The sequence below is a fragment of the Sphingomonas abaci genome, assembly GCF_014199625.1.
In the GTDB taxonomy this organism is placed as follows: Bacteria; Pseudomonadota; Alphaproteobacteria; order Sphingomonadales; family Sphingomonadaceae; genus Sphingomonas; species Sphingomonas abaci.
Genome location: NZ_JACHNY010000004.1, coordinates 294,541 through 312,348 on the forward strand (window position 1 = coordinate 294,541; position 17,808 = coordinate 312,348).

Sequence of the window (17,808 nt, forward strand, 5' to 3'; positions counted from 1 at the left end):
GGTTCGGTGTCGTGCAACCGATCAACCACATCGTCATCGTCGGCGGCGGGACCGCCGGCTGGCTGACCGCCGGCACCATCGCCGCGCGGCACCGCGGCCGCATGGCCCATGGCTTCACCGTCACGCTGGTCGAATCGCCCACCACGCCGATCATCGGCGTCGGCGAGGGGACCTGGCCGACGCTGCGCGGCACGCTGCGCCGCATGGGCGTGTCGGAGACCGACTTCTTCCGCCAGTGCGATGCCGCGTTCAAGCAGGGGGCGCTGTTCGCCGGCTGGACCACGGGCGCGGCGGACGACGCCTATTACCACCCGTTGATGCTGCCCCAGGGCTTTGGCCAGGTGAACCTGGCGCAGCATTGGCTGGCCGATCCGGCCGCGGCGACTTTCTGCGACAGCGTGACGCCGCAGGGCCGCATCTGCGACGCCGGCCTCGCGCCCAAGACGATCGCCACGCCCGAATATGAGGGGCCGGCCAACTACGCCTATCATCTCGACGCGGGCAAATTCTCCACCTTCCTGCAACGTCACTGCACCGAGCAGCTCGGCGTGCGCCATGTGCTGGCGGACGTGCGCGAGGTGCGGAAGACCGAGACTGGCGACATCCGCGCCGTCCGCACCGAACAGGCGGGCGAGATCGCCGGCGACCTGTTCGTCGACTGCACCGGTTTCGCCGCCCGGCTGATCGGCGAGGCGATGGGCGTGCCGTTCAAGAGCTGCGCCGACACGCTGTTCTGCGACACCGCGCTCGCCATCCAGATGCCCTATGAGCATGAGGACGCGCCGATCGCCTCGCACACCAAGTCCACCGCGCAGTCGGCGGGCTGGATCTGGGACATCGGCCTGCCGACCCGGCGCGGCGTCGGCCATGTCTTCTCCAGCAGCCATGTCAGCGTTGACCAGGCCGAGCGCGAGCTGCGCGCCTATCTGGGCGAGGGCGCGCGCGACCTGCCGGTGCGCACGCTCAAGATCCGCGCCGGGCATCGCGAAACCTTCTGGACCGGCAATTGCGTCGCGGTGGGGCTGGCGGCCGGCTTCCTGGAGCCGCTGGAAGCCTCGGCGATCGTTCTGATCGAACTGTCCGCCAAGCTGATCGCCGAACAGATGCCGGCCTGCCGCGAGGTGATGGACACCATCGCCCGGCGCTTCAACGCGACCACCCACTATCGCTGGGGCCGGATCATCGACTTCCTCAAGCTCCATTATGCGCTGACCCAGCGGCGCGACACCGACTTCTGGCGCGACAATGTGCGGCCCGAGACGATCCCCGACCGGCTCCAGGGCCTGATGGAGCTGTGGCGGTGGCAGGCCCCCTGGATGCATGACGAGTTCGATCGCGCCGACGAGGTCTTCCCGGCCGCCAGCTACCAATATGTCCTGTACGGCATGGGCCATCGCAGCGCCGTGTCGCCGGGCAGCCTGGATGCCGAAGCGGTGCAGGCGAGCCGGGCGCTGCGCGAAAACCGCAGCCAGACCGAGCGGATGCTCGCCGGCCTGCCCCGCCACCGCGACCTGATCCGCAAGATCCACCAGCATGGGATGCCGACCCTATGATCCGCCAGACGAGCGTGCCGCCCGCCATCCTGCTCGCGGCGACCGCGCTGTTCGCCGCGCCCGCCCAGGGCGCCCCGCGCCTGGACGGGGCGATCGGCGACCATGCCGTCCTGCAGCGCGACCAGCCGATCCGGCTGCGCGGCACTGCGGCGCCGGGCGAGACGGTGATGATCGGGCTGGCCGGGCGCAGCGTCACCGCGAAGGCGGATCGCAACGGCCGGTTCGAGGCGCAAATGCCTGCCCTGCCGGCCGGCGGCCCCTATGACCTGACCATCGCCGCGCCGAGCGGCGCCGGCATGATCCGCGACCTGCTGGTCGGCGACGTGTTCCTCTGCTCGGGCCAGAGCAACATGGAGATGCCGGTCGACGCCGCGCAGCAATGGATCGCCGATGCGCGGCCGCCGGTCGACGACAAGCTGCGGCTGGTGACGATAGAGAAGATCCCGAGCAATACCCCGCTGTCCACCTTCGCGCAGACGCCGGCCTGGGTGGTCGCGGGACCCGAGACCGCGCGCAAGTTCTCCGCCGCGTGTTTCTACATGGTGCAGGCGCTGCGCCGCACCCAGCCCGACGTGCCCATGGGCGCGATCGCGTCCGACTGGGGCGGGTCGCGGATCAGCGCGTGGATGGACGCCGCCGGGCTGCGCCGGGCCGGCATGGGCGCGGAGGCCGATCTGCTCGCCCTTTACGCCCGCGATCCCGCCGCCGCGCAAGCGCGCGCCTCGACCGTGTGGGAGAATTGGTGGCGGCGGAAGAGCGGCGACGCGCCCGGCCGCGAGCCCTGGCAGCCGAATGCGGCGCTCGACTGGAAGCCGGTGCCCAGGATCGCCAATTTCGAGACGTGGGGCGTGCCCGAACTCGACGACTACAACGGCATGATCTGGTACAGCCGCGAGATCGACCTGACGCCCGAACAGGCGCGCGGGGCGGCGACGCTGGCGATCGGCGCGGTCGATGATGCCGACCGCACCTGGGTCAACGGCGTCGGCGTCGGCGGCAGCAGCCTGGCCGGGCAGCCGCGCCTCTATGCGCTGCCCGTCGGCACGCTGAAGGCCGGACGCAACATCGTCACGGTCAACGACGACGATGTCTATGCGCTGGGCGGCATGACCGGCCCGGTCGAGCAGATGGCGCTGACCCTGGCGGACGGCACCCGCATCCCGCTGGGCACCGGCTGGCGCTATGCGGTGGCGCGCAAGGTGGAGGGGGATGCGCCGCGCGTGCCCTGGGACGACATCAACGGTGCCGGCACGCTCTACAACGGCATGATCGCGCCGCTGGGGCCGATCGGGCTGGCCGGCATCGCCTGGTATCAGGGCGAGTCGGACACCGGCCTGCCGGGTTACGATGCGCGGCTGGCGGCGATGACCGCCGCCTGGCGCGCGCAGTTCGGCCGCGCCGACCTGCCGCTCGCCGTGGTGCAGCTCGCCGGCTACGGCAAGCCCGCCACCAGCCCCGGCGAGAGCGGCTGGGCGACGGTGCGCGACGACCAGCGGCGGATGACCGCGCGCGACGGCCATGCCGGCGTCGCCGTCGCGATCGACCTGGGCGACCCGCTCGACATCCATCCGGGCGAGAAGCACGAGGTCGGGCAGCGGCTGGCGCGGGTGATGCGGTCGCTCGCCTATCGATCGCCCGAGCCGATGGGCCCGGCGATCGGCGCGGCGGAGCGGACCGCGGATGGCGGCGTGCGCCTGCGCATCGACGGTGCGACCGGCGCGCTGCACACGCGCTCCTCGGGTCAAGCGATCGGGTTCGAACTGTGCGACGCGGCGCCCGGAACCTGCCGCTATGCCAGCGCCGTGGCCGAGGGCGCGACCGTGCGGCTGGCGGGCGATGGCAAGCCGGTGACGCGGGTCCGCTATGCCTGGGCGGACAGCCCGGTGGTCAATTTGTTCGACGATGCCGCGCTGCCGCTTGGCCCCTTCGAGGTCGCGCTGCCCTGACCTTCGCCGCAGCGCCGGACAATGACGATGGAACAGAGAGGAACGGCGATCATGCGCAACGACATTGGAGCCCGGCGCGGGCTGGCGCTGGCGGCGATGCTGCTGGCTGGCGCGCCGGTGATGGCGCAGGCGCCCGCGCCGGACGCGACGGTCGCCGCCGACCGCGCGGCCACGACGCTGGTCGCGAAACTGACCGTCGAGGAGAAGATCGCGCAGCTCCTCAACACCGCGCCGGCCATCCCGCGCCTCGGCATCCCGGCCTATAACTGGTGGACCGAGTCGCTGCACGGCGCGCTGGGCCCGGTGCCGACCACCAACTTTCCCGAGCCGATCGGCCTCGCCGCCAGTTTCGACGCCCCCTTGCTCCAGGACGTGGCCGGCGCGATCGGGACCGAGGTGCGCGCGCTCCACACTTTGGGCCGGGCCACCGGCCATATCGGCACGATGAGCAGCGCGCTGAACACCTGGTCGCCCAATATCAACATCTTCCGCGATCCGCGCTGGGGACGCGGGCAGGAAACCTATGGCGAGGACCCCTATCTGACCGCGACCATGGGCGTCGCCTATGTCCGCGGCGTGCAGGGACCGGACGCCACGCGCCCGCAAGTGATCGCGACGCCCAAGCATTTCGCCGTGCATAGCGGGCCCGAGCCGACCCGCCACACGGTCGACATCCGGGTCTCGCCGCACGATCTGGAGGACACCTATCTTCCCGCCTTCCGCGCCGCGATCGTCGAGGGGCAGGCGGGATCGGTGATGTGCGCCTATAACCGCGTCGACGGCCAGCCCGCCTGTGGCAGCACGCTGCTGCTGACCGATCATCTACGCGGGGCCTGGGGCTTTCGCGGCTATGTCGTGTCGGATTGCGACGCGGTGGTCGATATCTCCGAGCATCACCATTATGCGCCCGACCCCGCCAGCGGCGTCGCGGTGGCGCTGAAGGCGGGGGTCGACAATGAGTGCAACAACGCCACCCTGTCGCGCACGCCGGGCCTGGGCGACCGCTATCGCGAGGCGCTGCGCCGCGGGCTGATCACTGAAGCCGACATGGACCGCGCGCTGGTCCGACTGTTTTCCGCGCGCTACCGCACCGGCGACCTGGCCGGGATCCGCCCCGCCGATCCGGTGCCCGCCACAGCGATCGACTCACCGGCGCACCGCGCGCTGGCGCTGAAGATGGCGACCGAGAGCCTAGTGCTGCTGAAGAACGACGGCGTGTTGCCGCTCAAGCCTGGCGCGCGCATCGCGCTGGTCGGGCCGCTGGCGGACGCCACGCGCGTGCTGCGCGGCAATTACTCCTCGACGCAGAGCGCGCCGCCGGTCTCGGTGCGCGACGGGCTGGTCCAGGCGATGGGGGCGGGCCGGGTGACGCACGTCCCCTTCACCGCCTCGATCACCGACGGCGACCCGGTGCCCGCCAGCGCCTTCGTCACGCCCGACGGCCGGCCGGGGCTGCGTGCGGACTACTACAACGCGACCACGGCCACCGGGACCCCCACCTATCCCGAACGGCCGGTGGTGACCCGGACCGAGCAGGGCCTTCGCTCCGCCGCCAGCCAGTTGAGGGACGTCGGCGAGCGGCACAAGCTGGTCTGGACGGGCGCGCTGGTCGCGCCGGAGACCGGCACCTATCGCCTCGCTTTGACCGGCGTAAAGGGGCAGATCGACATCGCCGGCGGCGCCTCCGTCGCCGCCACCGACTATAGCCGCTGGGCCGAGCCGCTGAAGCTGACCGAGGTGCGGCTGGTCAAGGGCCGGCGCTATCCGCTGCGGCTCCAGATGGAGTCGGGGAATAGCGGCCAGCCCGGCGTGTTCTGGAAGCGGATCGCCGCCACCGCCGCGCAGGACATGGCGGCGGCGGCGAAACAGGCCGATGTGGTCGTCGCCGTCGTCGGCCTCACCGCCGATCTGGAGGGCGAGGAGATGCCGGTGGCGGTCGAGGGGTTCGCGGGCGGCGACCGCACCGCGCTCGACTTGCCCGCCGATCAGCGTGCGCTGCTCGACGCCGCCTATGCGACCGGCAAGCCGGTGGTGGTGGTGGCGATGAACGGCAGCGCCATCGACCTGTCCCAGGCCAAGGCGCATGGCGCGGCGATCCTGGAGGCCTGGTATCCCGGCCAGGCGGGCGGGCAGGCGGTCGCCGATGTGCTGACCGGACGCAGCAACCCGGCCGGGCGGCTGCCGCTGACCTTCTATCGCAGCGTCGCCGACCTGCCGCCGTTCGACGATTATCGCATGGCCGGACGCACCTATCGCTATTTCACCGGCACGCCCGTCTACCCGTTCGGCCACGGCCTCAGCTACACGCGCTTCGCCTATGCCCCCCTGCGGTTGACCCCGGCGGCGGGCGGTGCGGCGGCGGGATTGCAGGTCGTCACGCAGGTGACCAATGTCGGCGGTCGCGCGGGCGACGAAGTGGCGCAGCTCTATCTCGGCTTCCCCAACACGCCGGGCGCGCCGCGCATCGCGTTGCGCGGATACCGCCGGCTGTCGCTCCAGCCGGGCCAGGCGGCGGAGGTCCGCTTCGACCTGTCGCCGCGCGACCTGAGCGGCGTGACGCCCGATGGCGTCCGCCAGGTCATGGCCGGCCGCTACACGGTCAGCGTCGGATCGGGCCAGCCGAACACCGGCGTCCCCGTCCGGTCGGCGACGTTCGAGGCGAAGGCGTCCGCGCCGCTGCCGAAATAAGCGCAGGAGCGCTCGCGACCATCGCCGCGAGCGCTCCTGTCGTCACCGCTTCGCAGGATCAGGCGGCGTAGCGCACCACCGTCTTGCGGCGGCGCATCGTCGCGCCAAGCAGGCCGAAACCGACCGCCATCAGCGCCCAGGTCGCCGGCTCCGGCACGGCGGCGGCCGTCGAGGCGACCGAGAAGCTGGCATTGCGGCTGTGCAGTTCCCAGCCACCCCAGCCATAGGCGTTGGCGAACATACCCAGGCGAACGTTCGATGCAGTCGACCAATCGACCGCCGCCAACGCGCCGTTCAGGCTGGCGAGCTGGTCGACGCTCGCGGTGAAATCGATCGTCTGGGCGCCATGGCTGGCGCCGGCGGCGGTCGCTTGCCAGACGCGTGAGGTCCCCACGACCAATGCGAGACGCAGGCCATTGTCCCCGGTCTGTCCACCCCAACCCTGATCCCAGACCGTCGCGGTGCTGGTCAGGCTGCTGATCAGGTTGGTGCCCTGGGCCAGGGTGATCGCACCGAGTTCGTCCGACCGCCACTGGCTGTAGCTGTCGAAATTGGCGGCGGTGGCCGACTGCACCGTGGTGGCGGCGGCGGCCTGCTGCATCGGCGCCACGACGGCAGCGGCGCTGAGCGCTGCAAGTACGATCTTCTTCATGATGTTGCCCCTTTTCGATCGCCCGGCGATGGCGACCCCCTGGCGCTTGCGATCGAGAATAACGCATCGCCCGACAATTCGGAAATACTGTGGTTAATGAACCGTGACGGGATTATTAACCTTCATCTCTGTCTTGACCTACAAGGTGCAGTAGAGAGTTCGCGGTTCAGCTGATTGTCGATGGATCCACTTGATCAAAACCAATCATCATTCGCCGGCATGCCGCCGCGATGGCAACCGGCCGCGACGACAGGAGGCCGGTCCGGGCCGGTATCGATGCAGCCCCGGCTCGACGCTGCCCAGCCCGTGCCGAGACCGCGCCCGGAATGGCGACGGGGCGCGCTCGACGAGGCGAAGCACCAGCCGGCGCACGCCGGCGCATGCGCCGCGTTTCAGACGCACGACGCCGCCCCGGACCTGCACCCGCTCGATCGGCAGCGCGCCCGGCAGACGCCCGACGTGCATGCGCTTCCTTGCGCGAGGGGCGGGCGCGGGCCGGGACCATCGGCCGCAAACCCGCGCCTATGGCCGGCGCGGCTAGCGCGCCTCGGCGATCGCCTTCGCCGCGACCGGTCCCGACCAGTCGAGGTCGCCGACGGTCCGCAACACCTCGCGACCCTGCGAATCGAACAGGATGCTGGTCGGCAGGTTGGCCGCCACGCCCGGCACCCAGGCCAGCTTGGGATCGGTGAACGCGCGCAGCGCGCGGAAATGCTTCGCCGCGAAGAAGGGGGCGACCTTGGCCGGGTCCATATCCTGGCTGAGCGGGATCACCGTCAGCCTGCCCGCCTCGCGCGCCGCCAGCGCGTCGAGGGTCGGCAGCTCCTTCACGCACGGTCCGCACCAGGTCGCCCACAGGTTGAGCAGCACCGGCTTGCCGCGATAGTCGGCGAGCGTCACCGCCCGGCCCGCCGGATCGACGAAGCCGAGCGTCGGCGCGGGTTGTCCGGCATGGCTGCGGTCGATCGCGCCGGCCCGGGGCGCCGGCGTGGCGGCGGGGGCGGCTTCGTCGGGGGACGCGACCTCATCGGGGGACGCGGCAGGCGCGGCGGCATTGCCAGCGCCTTGCTCCGCGCCCTGCGAAGTCCTATCGCCGCAACCGGCCAGGACGGCCGTCAGCAGGACCGGGACGAACAACCAGCGCATGACATCCTCCAATTCCATGTGGGGCGGCCGTTTCGCCGCCGGGCCCTCGGCCGTGATGCGCGAGATTAACGCCTCGCTGCCGTTCGACAAGCGCTTGTGGCAGCAGGATGTCCGGGGATCGCAGGCGCATGTCGCGATGCTGGGCCAGCAGGGCATCGTTCCCGCCGACGACGCCGCCGCGATTGCCGACGGCCTGGCGCAGGTCGCCGCCGGCTATGCCGCCGACGGCGTGCCCGAGGACCTGTCGCTGGAAGACATCCACATGCTGACCGAGGCGCGGCTGGCCGAGGCGATCGGCCCCGCCGCCGGTCGGCTCCACACCGCCCGCTCGCGCAACGATCAGGTCGCGACCGATTTCCGCCTGTGGGTGCGTGACTCGATCGATCAGGTGCTGGAGGCGCTGGCCGGCTTCCAGGCGGCGCTGCTCGCCCGCGCCGAGGAGCATGCCGACAGCGTCATGCCCGGCTTCACCCATCTGCAATCGGCGCAACCGGTGACGCTCGGCCATCACCTGATGGCCTACTACGAGATGATCGCGCGCGACGTGTCGCGCTTCCGCGATGCGCGGGCACGGATGAATTTATGCCCGCTGGGGTCCGCCGCGCTGGCCGGCACCGGCTTTCCGGTCGACCGGCATGCGACGGCGGCGGCGCTGGGGTTCGACGGGCCGACGCGCAACTCGCTCGATTCGGTCAGCGATCGCGACTTCGCGCTCGATTACCTGACGGCAGCAGCGCAATGTGCGTTGCACCTGTCGCGGCTGGCGGAGGAGTTCGTGCTCTGGGCGTCGCAGCCCTTCGGCTTCGTCGCGTTGTCCGATGCGTGGTCGACGGGCAGCTCGATCATGCCGCAGAAGCGCAACCCCGATGCCGCCGAGCTGGTGCGCGGCCATAGCGGCCGGATCACCGGCGCGCTGGTGTCGCTGATGATGACGATGAAGGGCCTGCCGCTCGCCTATTCCAAGGACATGCAGGACGACAAGCCGCCGACCTTCGAGGCGCACGACCTGCTCGGCCTGTCGATCGCGGCAATGACCGGCATGGTCGAATCGGCCAGCTTCCGCACCCAGCGGATGCGCCAGGTGGCCGAGGCCGGGTTCAGCACCGCGACCGACTTGGCCGACTGGCTGGTGCGCGAGGCGGGCCTGCCCTTCCGCGAGGCGCATCACGTCACCGGCCGCGCCGTCGCCGCCGCGGAGGACGCCGGGCTGGCCCTACACGAACTGTCGCTGGGGCAGTTGCAAGCGATCGACCAGCGGATCGACGGCCGCGTCTATGACGTGCTGTCGGTCGACGCCTCGGTCGCCAGCCGGACCAGCTTCGGCGGCACCGCGCCGGCCAATGTCCGCGCCGCGATCGCCGCCGCGCGAGGAGGAGAAACCACATGACCCGGCGTCCCGCCCTGTTCCTGTTGCCGCTGCTGGCCGGCTGCGGATCGGCGGCGGGATTGAAACCGGCGCCTGGCGAGCATCTGCCGGTCGCGCCGCGCGGCGCGGCGGCGACGCCTACCCCGCAGGAGCTGCTGACCCCCACCAGCCAGGAGCGCCCGCAACGCAGCGACGAGCTGCTCCGTCGTTCGGACGAGCGTCGCTCGGACGAGTTCGATCTCCCCCCGTCGGACTGAAGACCATGGACCATTTCGCCTATCGTGACGGCGTCCTCCACGTCGAGGACGTTCCCCTGCCCGCCATCGCCGAAGCGGTCGGCACCCCCGTCTATGTCTATTCGGCCGGCACGCTGCGCCGCCATGCCCGCGTCTTCAAGGATGGGCTGGCGGGCGTGCCGCGCAAGCATATCGCCTATGCGATCAAGGCCAATCCCAACCTCGCCGTGCTGCGCGTGCTGGCGAACGAGGGGTACGGCGCGGACGTCGTGTCGGTCGGCGAGATGAAGCGGGCGCTGGCCGCCGGCATCCCGGCGAAGGACATCGTCTTCTCGGGCGTTGGCAAGACGCGCGCCGAGCTGTCCGCCGCGCTCGACGCCGGAATCGGCCAGTTCAACCTGGAGCTGGAGGAGGAGGGCGTGGTGCTCGCCGCGCTGGCCGCCGAACGCGGCTTGCGGGCGCCCGCGACCCTGCGCGTCAACCCGGACGTCGATGCGCGCACCCACGCCAAGATCTCCACGGGCCGCAAGGAGAACAAGTTCGGCGTGCCGATCGACCAGGCGCCGGCGATGTTCGACCGGCTGGCGCCGCTGGAGGGCCTCGACCTGCGCGGCATCGCCACGCATATCGGCAGCCAGCTGCTCGACCTCAGCCCGCTGGAGGCCGCCTATACGCGGATCGGCGCGCTGGTCGCCGAGCTGCGCGGCGCGGGCCACCGCATCACCCATGTCGATCTGGGCGGCGGCCTGGGCGTTCCCTACAAGGCCGCCGACGTGCCGCCGAGCCCGGCCGATTACGGCGCGATGGTCGCGCGCGTCACCGCCGACTGGGATGTCGAGCTGATGTTCGAACCGGGCCGGGTGATCGCGGGCAATGCCGGCGTGCTGATGACCGAGGTGGTGTGGGTGAAGCCGGGCGTGCTCCACCCCTATGTCATCGTCGATGCGGCGATGAACGACCTGGCGCGCGTCGCGCTCTACGACGCCTGGCACGATTTCCAAGCGGTGACCCCGCGCGGCGACCATTTCACCGCCAATATCGCGGGGCCGGTGTGCGAGACCGGCGACACCTTTGCGATGGGCCGCGAGGTCGACCGGGTCGAGTCGGGCGACCTGGCGGTGTTCCGCACCGCCGGGGCGTATGGCGCGACCATGGCCTCGACCTATAACAGCCGCCCGCTGGTGCCCGAGGTGCTGGTCGATGGCGACCGCTTCGCCGTGGTCGCCGACCGCGTCGCCGCCGAGGCGCTGATCGCCGCCGAGCGCGTGCCGGACTGGCTGGCGGGTTGAGGTCGGTGCCGGCGGCGTTTTCTCCTTTCTGGTCCCCGGCAGAGGCCGGAGCCCGGTCATGGGACGCTACCGTCGGTTATGGCCGCTCTCCTGATTTCGCGCAGACCGTCTGCGGCCTGACGGCATGACCCTCCGCAGCCTGCCGCTGTTCGTCCGGCTCGACGGCCGCCCGGTGATCCTGCTCGGCGAGGGGGAGCCCGCCGCCGCCAAGGGCCGGCTGCTCGCCCGGGCCGGCGCGGTGCCGGTCGGCGAGGCGGCGGACGCCGCGCTCGCCATCGTCGCGATCGAGGACGAGGCGGAGGCGCTCGCCGCCATCGCCCGGCTGAAGGCGCGCGGGGTGCTGGTCAATGCGGTCGACCGCCCGTCGCAATGCGACTTCACCCTGCCCGCGATCGTCGACCGCGATCCGGTGATCGTCGCGATCGGCACCGGCGGCGTCTCCGCCGGGCTTGCGGCGGCGCTCCGCCAACGGCTGGAGACGCTGCTTCCCGCCCGGCTCGGCGCGCTGGCGCAGGCGCTGTACGCGGCCCGCGCCGCGCTCCGCCAGCGGTTTCCCGACATGGCCCAACGCCGCCGCGCGATCAGTGCGGCGCTGGCGCCGGGCGGCGCGCTCGATCCGCTCGCCCTGCCGGAGGGCGACCTGAACGCCATCGCCGCGACGATCGGTGCGGCCGCGGTCGCGACCCGGCGCACCATCCGGCTGCGCTCCGCCGATCCCGACGACCTGAGCTTGCGCGAGGCGCGCTGGCTGGCCGATGCCGATTGGCTGGTCGCCGGACCCGATGCCCCGCCTGCCATCCTCGCCCGCGCCCGCGCCGATGCCGGCCGCAGCGCCACGCCACCGGCCGAGGCGGCCGGGCTGGTGGTGACGCTCATCGCGCCGGGGGGGCCGCTATGAACCCTTGCGCCTATCGGATCACGGACGGCGCGCCGCAAAAGATCGCGCTCACCGATGCGATGCGGGATGCGGGCGGACTGGTCTGGGTGCATCTGGCCGGCATCGACGACCAGACCGCCGGCTGGCTGCGCGACACCGGCGGACTCGATCCGTATCTGGTCGACGCGCTGACCGCGACCGAGACCCGGCCCCGCTGCGAGGCGCTGGGGGAAGGCGCGTTCCTCAATCTGCGCGGCCGCTCGCGCGAGGAGCTGCACAATAGCGACCTGCTCGCCTCGGTCCGCATCTGGGCGGTGAAGGGCCGGGTCTTCTCGGTGACGCGCAAGCCGATGATCGCGGTCGGGCTGGTCCAGGCGAAGGTCGACGCGGGCGCGGTGCGCGATCCCGGCGACCTGATCACCGCCTTCGCCACCGCGATCACCGAGGATCTCGACCCCGATGTCGCGACGCTGGGCGACCAGCTCGACGATTGCGAGGAGCAGCTCGACGCCGCCCGCGTGTTCGAGTTGCGCCGCACCGTCAGCCGGGTGCGGATCGCCGCCATCGCCTATCGGCGCTTCCTCCAGCCGCAGCGCGCGGCGCTGGAGAAGCTGGCGGCGTTGCCCGGCGACTGGCTGGGCGAGGACGACCGGCTCCACCTCGCCGCCGCCGCCGACCGCGCCGCGCGCATGGCCGAGGAGCTGGAATCGATCCGCGAGCGCTCCGCGCTGATGCACGAGACCTTGTCCGATCTGCGCGCCGAGCAGATCGACAGCCGCTCGCTGGTGATTTCGATCGTGGCGATGGTGTTCCTGCCCCTCACCTTCATCACCGGCCTCTACGGGATGAACGTCGCGCATCTGCCCTATGCGCAGGAGCCATGGGCGTTCGACGCGATCATGGGCGTGTGCGCAGCAATCGCGGCGGGGGTGACGATCTACTTCGTCCAGCGCCACTGGTTTTCGCGCTAGGGCCGATCGGCTCCCGAAAGTTCCTCCCGGGCAAGGCGAGGAACGAAGCAACGGCCTGCCTGCGCAGCGGAGTCGATATGCAATATCCTTGCGCGCAGCCTGTTATGATGTAACATCCGATTCGCAGCTTGGCCGAATTGCGTTTCTTTGTGATCATACAGGAGACGAAGAGGATGTACGCGCCTCGTTATACCGGCTCGCCCCGGTTCAATCCGGGTGGTCTGGCCGCTGCGATCGGGATCAATGGCGGCGTCGTCGTCGCGTTGATGCTGGCGGTGCCCTATGTCGCCCACAAGACCCCGACCCCGCCGCTGATCGGCGAAACCATCGCGCTGCCACCGCTGCCGCCCGAACCGACGCCGCCGCCCAAAACGGAGGCGCGAGTCGAGCCGCGGCCGACACCGCCGATCGCCGCGCCGCACCCCATCGTCGAACATCCGCTCGCGGAAGGGCCGGTCACGGCGACCGACACGCTGGTCCCTGTCCTACCGGGCGACGGCGGCGTGCTGGGCGGCACCGGCACCGGCGTGACGCCGCGTGCCACCCCCACCCCGCCCGCGCCGGTGATCGTCGCGCCGGGCATCGACCCACGCTACGCCGGCGACTTCCAGCCGCTCTATCCTTCCGCCGAGCAGCGGATGGGCCGATCGGGCAAGGTGACGGTGCGGGTGCTGATCGGCACCGACGGCCGGGTGAAGCAGGTCGAGCCGGTCTCCGCGACCAGCGACGCGTTCCTGCGCGCCACCACCGACCAGGCGAAGCGGCGCTGGCGTTTCACGCCCGGCACGCGCGATGGCGTGGCGCAGGAGGCCTGGCGGACCATGACCGTCACCTTCGTGTTGCAGGAATGACCCGGACGGCCACGGACGCGGCAAAGGGAACGGGGCTGGCATGTGCCGCCCCGATTTCCTATTTTACGTCGATGGGCTTCTTCTCTCGCATGTCGCCGGTGCGCGCCTACAAGGACCTGCGCCTGTTCCTCGCCGCGCGCGAACCCTATGAACTGGGGTTCCTGGCGCTGGCGATGCTGGTGACCGGCTTCTTCGTCTATGCCTTCGCGCATGACAGCGATGAGGAGCCGGCCTACAAGCGCGACATCATCTATGTCCAGCAATGGACGCTCGACCGCACCGATGCGCAGATCCGAGCGCAGCAGGCGATCGACGCGCCGATCAAGGCCGCCCAGATCAAGGCGCAGGCAGAGCGCGAGGCCAAGAACCGCGCCGCGTTCAAGAAGCTGGACGACCAGCTGACCAAATACGGCCTCTGACCGCACGCCGTGCTCCGCGACGAGGATGCGCGCTGGATGGACGTGGCGCTCGCCCTGTCCGGGCGGACCAGGGGGCGGACCGCTCCCAACCCCAACGTCGGCTGCGTGCTGGTCGCCGGGGGCCGCGTGGTCGGACGGGGGTGGACCCAGGCCGGCGGCCGCCCCCATGCCGAGGCGATGGCGCTCGCCGAGGCCGGTGACGGCGCGTGCGGCGCGACCGCCTATGTGACGCTGGAGCCCTGCGCGCATCGCTCGCCGCGGGGGCCGGCATGCAGCGACCTTCTGGTCGCCAGCGGCATCGCGCGGGTCGTCGCGGCGATCGAGGACCCCGACCCGCGCACCGCCGGTCAGGGCTTTGCCCGGCTGCGCGATGCGGGCATCGCGGTGACGGTCGGGACGGGCGCGGACGCGGCGCGGCGCGCGATGGCCGGCTTCCTGACCCGCCAGGCGTTGGGGCGGCCGGTGGTGACGCTCAAGCTCGCCACCTCGCTCGACGGCTGCATCGCGCGCGCCGACGGCGAGAGCCGCTGGATCACCGGCGCGGAATCGCGCGCGCACGCGCATCTCGAACGCGCCCGGCACGACGCGATCCTGGTCGGGCGCGGGACCTTCGCGACCGATGCGCCGCGCCTCGACGTGCGGCTGCCGGGCCTGGAGGCGCGCAGCCCGGCCCGCGTGCTGCTGTCGGCCACCGGCTCTGCGCCCGATGGATGGACGGTCCTCGCCGCGCCGGAGGCCATCGCGACGCTGCCGGGCGACCATCTGCTGGTCGAGGGCGGCGCGCGGACCGCCGCCGCCTTCCTGCGCGCCGGGCTCGTCGACCGGCTGCTCCTCTACCGCGCGCCGATCCTGATCGGGGGGGGCGTGCCCGCGCTCGGCGACATCGGATTGCACCGTCTCGCCGAGGCCCATGGCCGCTGGCAAATGGTCGATGCGCGCGCGCTTGGCAGCGACCGGCTGGAGGTCTACGAGCGCGGTCCATGTTCACCGGTATCGTCAGCGATCTAGGCACCATCCGCACCGTCGAGTCGCGCGGCGACGCGCGCGTCGTGATCGGCACCGCCTATGACCCCGCCACCATCGACCTGGGCGCGTCGATCGCCTGTTCCGGCGTCTGCCTGACCGTGGTCGACAAGGGCCATGACGCCGATGGCGCCTGGTTCGCGGTCGATGTCTCGGCCGAGACGATCGACAAGACCGCGGACCAATGGCGCACGGGCCAGCCGCTCAACCTGGAGCGGGCGCTGAAGCTTGGCGACGAACTGGGCGGCCACATCGTCACCGGCCATGTCGACGGCGTGGGCACCGTCATCGCCGTGACGCCCGAGGGGGATTCGAAGCGGATCGCGATCCGCGTCCCCGCCGCCATCGGCCCCTATCTGGCGACCAAGGGATCGGTGACGGTCGATGGCGTGTCGCTGACCGTCAACAGCGTCGCCGACGATACGGCGGATGGGGCGGCCGGCACCGTCTTCGGCATCAACGTCATCCCCCATACCCAGGCGGTGACGACGATCGGCACGCTGACGCCCGGTGCCAGCGTCAATATCGAGATCGACGTGCTCGCCCGTTACCTGCAACGCATGGAGCAATATCGTGCCCGCTGACCTGGCTGAACTGGCCCCCCTGCGCCGCGGCTTCCTGTCCAGTCCCGAGGAGATCATCGACGAGGCCCGCAACGGCCGGATGTTCATCCTGGTCGATGACGAGGATCGCGAGAACGAGGGCGACCTGGTCATCCCCGCGCAGATGGCGACGCCGGAGAAGATCAACTTCATGGCGCGGCACGGGCGCGGGCTGATCTGCCTGGCGATGACGAAGGCGCGGACCGAGGATCTCGGGCTCGACCTGATGAGCCGCAACAACGGCACCCGGCACGAGACCGCCTTCACCGTCTCGATCGAGGCGCGCGAGGGCGTGACCACCGGCATCTCCGCCGCCGACCGGGCGCGGACGATCGCGGTGGCGGTGGACGCGACCAAGGGCCGCGACGACATCGTCACCCCCGGCCATGTCTTCCCGCTGGTCGCGCGCGACGGCGGCGTGCTGGTCCGCGCCGGCCATACCGAGGCGGCGGTCGACGTGTCGCGCCTCGCCGGCCTCAACCCCTCGGGCGTGATCTGCGAGATCATGAACGAGGACGGCACCATGGCGCGGATGGACGACCTGGTGTCGTTCGCGCAGCTCCACGGCCTCAAGATCGGCACGATCCGCGACCTGATCGCCTATCGCCGCCGCTACGACCATTTGGTGCGGCTCGAGGCGGAATCGACCTTCCAGAGCCGCTGGGGCGGCGAGTGGAGCGTCCGCGCCTATCGGAACACCGCGACGGGGACCGAGCAGGTGGCGCTGGTCAAGGGGCGGATCGACGCCAGCCGGCCGGTGCTGGTGCGGATGCACGCGCTGTCGCCCTTCGCCGACGTGTTCGGAGAGGACAGTTCGCGCGGCCGGATGCTGCAACGCTCGATGGAGGCGATCGCCCAGGAGGGCGCGGGCGTCATCGTCCTGATCAACCGCCAGCGCGCCGACGCCTTCACCACCGCCGTGCGCCGCCAGGCCGGCGAGCAGGTCGAGGTGCCGATGGAGGAATTGCGCGATTACGGCGTCGGCGCGATGATCCTGGCCGAACTGGGCGTGCACGACATGGTGCTGCTCACCAACACCCACCATACGCTGGTCGGGCTCGACGGCTATGGCCTGTCGATCGTCGGCGAGCGTCGAATCGAGGACTGATCCCATGGCCCATCTGCTGATCGTCGAGGCGCGCTTCTACGACCATCTCAACGACCTGCTGGTCCAGGGCGCGCGCGCCGCGATCAAGGCGGCCGGCCACACGCACGAGACGCTGACCGTGCCCGGCGCGCTGGAGGTGCCCGCCGCGATCGCGCTGGCCGACCAGAGCGAGCGGTTCGACGCCTATGTCGCGCTGGGCGTGGTGATCCGCGGCGAGACCTATCATTTCGAGATCGTCGCGGGCGAGAGCGCGCGCGGCATCATGGCGCTGACCATCGATGGCCTCGCGATCGGCAACGGCATCCTGACCGTGGAGAACGAGGCGCAGGCGCTGACCCGTGCCCGCCCGGACGAGAAGGACAAGGGCGGCGAGGCGGCCAAGGCGGCGCTGGCGCTGCTCGACCTGCGCGAGCGGATGGCGCGGTAATGCGGACGCCGCCGCCCCCCCGCTACCGCGTCACCGAGCGCGGCCGGCGGCTGGAGGTGGTGGACACCTGGCGCGACCCCGCCGCGGCGCCGCCGGCCTTGGTGGCGCGCGGGGCGGTCGGGGCGATGCCGGCGCGGGTGCCGTCGCGGCCGGCCGCATCGCCGACAGGCCGTGCGATCAAGGCGCGATCGCTGGCCGCCCAGTCGGGGGAGACCCGGTCGCCGGCCGCGGGAAGCGACGGCGTGCCGATCCCGGGGACGACACTGCGCACCCTGACGCTGTTCGACGAGAAGGCGCCACGCACCATCCCGCTCGACGCGGCGAGCTGGCGGACGATGCTGACCGCCATCAGCCTCGCCACGATCGTGCTGGTGATGGCGGTAAGCTGGTCGCTGGCGGGCGGCGGCCTGCCGGCGCTGGGCGTGCTCGGCATCGCGCTGGGCGCGGCGGGCCAGCATGGCCGCGCCGCGATCACCCGCTGGCTCGACCGGCTGGAGTCGTGGGGCGGGCGCTAGGCCGGACCGGTGTTCGGGAAGCGTCTCCTCCGTGAGCGGATCGTTGCGCGATTGGGTGACCGGCGCCCTGGCGAAGACCGGGGTCCGATAACGGAACGACTCCGGTTACCTACCGACGTCTCCCAACCGGATCCCGGCT

At 71.3% G+C, this 17,808-nt stretch carries 18 protein-coding genes; 15 read left to right on the forward strand and 3 right to left on the reverse strand.

What is annotated here, in order from left to right; translation table 11 throughout:
• The first annotated feature begins 11 nt into the window (after nucleotides 1-11).
• Genes GGQ96_RS11545 through GGQ96_RS11555 form a run of 3 tightly spaced genes read left to right on the forward strand, consistent with a single transcriptional unit; the run spans nucleotide 12 to nucleotide 6,187 of the window.
• On the forward strand, nucleotides 12-1,553 hold the full coding sequence (locus GGQ96_RS11545; protein ID WP_184114740.1) for a tryptophan 7-halogenase: 1,542 nt from the start codon (nucleotides 12-14) through the stop codon (nucleotides 1,551-1,553).
• Nucleotides 1,550-3,499 carry a sialate O-acetylesterase gene (locus GGQ96_RS11550; RefSeq protein ID WP_184114742.1) on the forward strand — a complete coding sequence of 650 codons (1,950 nt, stop codon included), beginning with the start codon at nucleotides 1,550-1,552 and terminating at the stop codon, nucleotides 3,497-3,499. The genes GGQ96_RS11545 and GGQ96_RS11550 overlap by 4 nt, the downstream gene beginning before the upstream one ends.
• Before the next feature lie 51 nt (nucleotides 3,500-3,550).
• Nucleotides 3,551-6,187, forward strand: a complete 2,637-nt coding sequence (locus GGQ96_RS11555) for a glycoside hydrolase family 3 C-terminal domain-containing protein (RefSeq protein ID WP_184114744.1) — start codon at nucleotides 3,551-3,553, stop codon at nucleotides 6,185-6,187.
• 58 nt (nucleotides 6,188-6,245) lie between these two features.
• On the opposite strand, the gene GGQ96_RS21445 is transcribed toward GGQ96_RS11555, so the two are convergent.
• The 3 genes from GGQ96_RS21445 to GGQ96_RS11570 form a co-directional block, all read right to left on the reverse strand.
• Nucleotides 6,246-6,839, reverse strand: a complete 594-nt coding sequence (locus tag GGQ96_RS21445; protein WP_246360450.1) for a PEPxxWA-CTERM sorting domain-containing protein — start codon at nucleotides 6,837-6,839, stop codon at nucleotides 6,246-6,248.
• A gap of 207 nt (nucleotides 6,840-7,046) precedes the next feature.
• Nucleotides 7,047-7,304: a hypothetical protein gene (locus GGQ96_RS11565; RefSeq protein ID WP_184114746.1), complete on the reverse strand. Its 258-nt coding sequence runs from the start codon at nucleotides 7,302-7,304 to the stop codon at nucleotides 7,047-7,049.
• A gap of 72 nt (nucleotides 7,305-7,376) precedes the next feature.
• Nucleotides 7,377-7,985, reverse strand: coding sequence for a TlpA family protein disulfide reductase (locus GGQ96_RS11570; protein WP_246360451.1), 609 nt, complete (start codon nucleotides 7,983-7,985; stop codon nucleotides 7,377-7,379).
• A gap of 16 nt (nucleotides 7,986-8,001) precedes the next feature.
• On the opposite strand from GGQ96_RS11570, the gene argH reads away from it, so the two are divergent.
• From argH to GGQ96_RS11630, 12 genes are all read left to right on the forward strand, one after another.
• Nucleotides 8,002-9,372, forward strand: coding sequence for an argininosuccinate lyase (gene argH / locus GGQ96_RS11575; RefSeq protein ID WP_184115129.1), 1,371 nt, complete (start codon nucleotides 8,002-8,004; stop codon nucleotides 9,370-9,372).
• Nucleotides 9,369-9,608 (forward strand): hypothetical protein, encoded by a 240-nt coding sequence (locus GGQ96_RS11580; protein ID WP_184114750.1) that lies wholly within the window; start codon nucleotides 9,369-9,371, stop codon nucleotides 9,606-9,608. The genes argH and GGQ96_RS11580 overlap by 4 nt, the downstream gene beginning before the upstream one ends.
• 5 nt (nucleotides 9,609-9,613) lie before the next feature.
• The gene (gene lysA / locus GGQ96_RS11585; RefSeq protein WP_184114752.1) at nucleotides 9,614-10,876 is read left to right on the forward strand and encodes a diaminopimelate decarboxylase; all 1,263 of its coding nucleotides are present in this window, start codon (nucleotides 9,614-9,616) and stop codon (nucleotides 10,874-10,876) included.
• Between the two features lie 124 nt (nucleotides 10,877-11,000).
• Nucleotides 11,001-11,774, forward strand: a complete 774-nt coding sequence (locus GGQ96_RS11590; RefSeq protein WP_184114753.1) for a precorrin-2 dehydrogenase/sirohydrochlorin ferrochelatase family protein — start codon at nucleotides 11,001-11,003, stop codon at nucleotides 11,772-11,774.
• Nucleotides 11,771-12,724: a zinc transporter ZntB gene (locus GGQ96_RS11595; RefSeq protein WP_184114755.1), complete on the forward strand. Its 954-nt coding sequence runs from the start codon at nucleotides 11,771-11,773 to the stop codon at nucleotides 12,722-12,724. The genes GGQ96_RS11590 and GGQ96_RS11595 overlap by 4 nt, the downstream gene beginning before the upstream one ends.
• A gap of 173 nt (nucleotides 12,725-12,897) precedes the next feature.
• Nucleotides 12,898-13,575, forward strand: a complete 678-nt coding sequence (locus GGQ96_RS11600) for an energy transducer TonB (RefSeq protein ID WP_184114756.1) — start codon at nucleotides 12,898-12,900, stop codon at nucleotides 13,573-13,575.
• A gap of 89 nt (nucleotides 13,576-13,664) precedes the next feature.
• Entirely contained in the window at nucleotides 13,665-13,994 is a 330-nt protein-coding gene (locus GGQ96_RS11605; RefSeq protein WP_246360453.1) for a hypothetical protein, read from the forward strand.
• 9 nt (nucleotides 13,995-14,003) lie between these two features.
• A complete protein-coding gene (gene ribD / locus GGQ96_RS11610) occupies nucleotides 14,004-15,002 on the forward strand; it encodes a bifunctional diaminohydroxyphosphoribosylaminopyrimidine deaminase/5-amino-6-(5-phosphoribosylamino)uracil reductase RibD (protein WP_343059021.1) in 999 nt (332 codons plus the stop codon).
• Entirely contained in the window at nucleotides 14,975-15,601 is a 627-nt protein-coding gene (locus GGQ96_RS11615; protein WP_184114759.1) for a riboflavin synthase, read from the forward strand. Before ribD ends, GGQ96_RS11615 begins: the two co-directional genes overlap by 28 nt.
• Nucleotides 15,591-16,727, forward strand: coding sequence for a 3,4-dihydroxy-2-butanone-4-phosphate synthase (ribB, locus tag GGQ96_RS11620; protein WP_343059022.1), 1,137 nt, complete (start codon nucleotides 15,591-15,593; stop codon nucleotides 16,725-16,727). The genes GGQ96_RS11615 and ribB overlap by 11 nt, the downstream gene beginning before the upstream one ends.
• 4 nt (nucleotides 16,728-16,731) lie before the next feature.
• Nucleotides 16,732-17,154: a 6,7-dimethyl-8-ribityllumazine synthase gene (ribH, locus tag GGQ96_RS11625; RefSeq protein WP_184114761.1), complete on the forward strand. Its 423-nt coding sequence runs from the start codon at nucleotides 16,732-16,734 to the stop codon at nucleotides 17,152-17,154.
• Entirely contained in the window at nucleotides 17,154-17,669 is a 516-nt protein-coding gene (locus GGQ96_RS11630; protein ID WP_184114763.1) for a hypothetical protein, read from the forward strand. Before ribH ends, GGQ96_RS11630 begins: the two co-directional genes overlap by 1 nt.
• Nucleotides 17,670-17,808 lie beyond the last annotated feature (139 nt).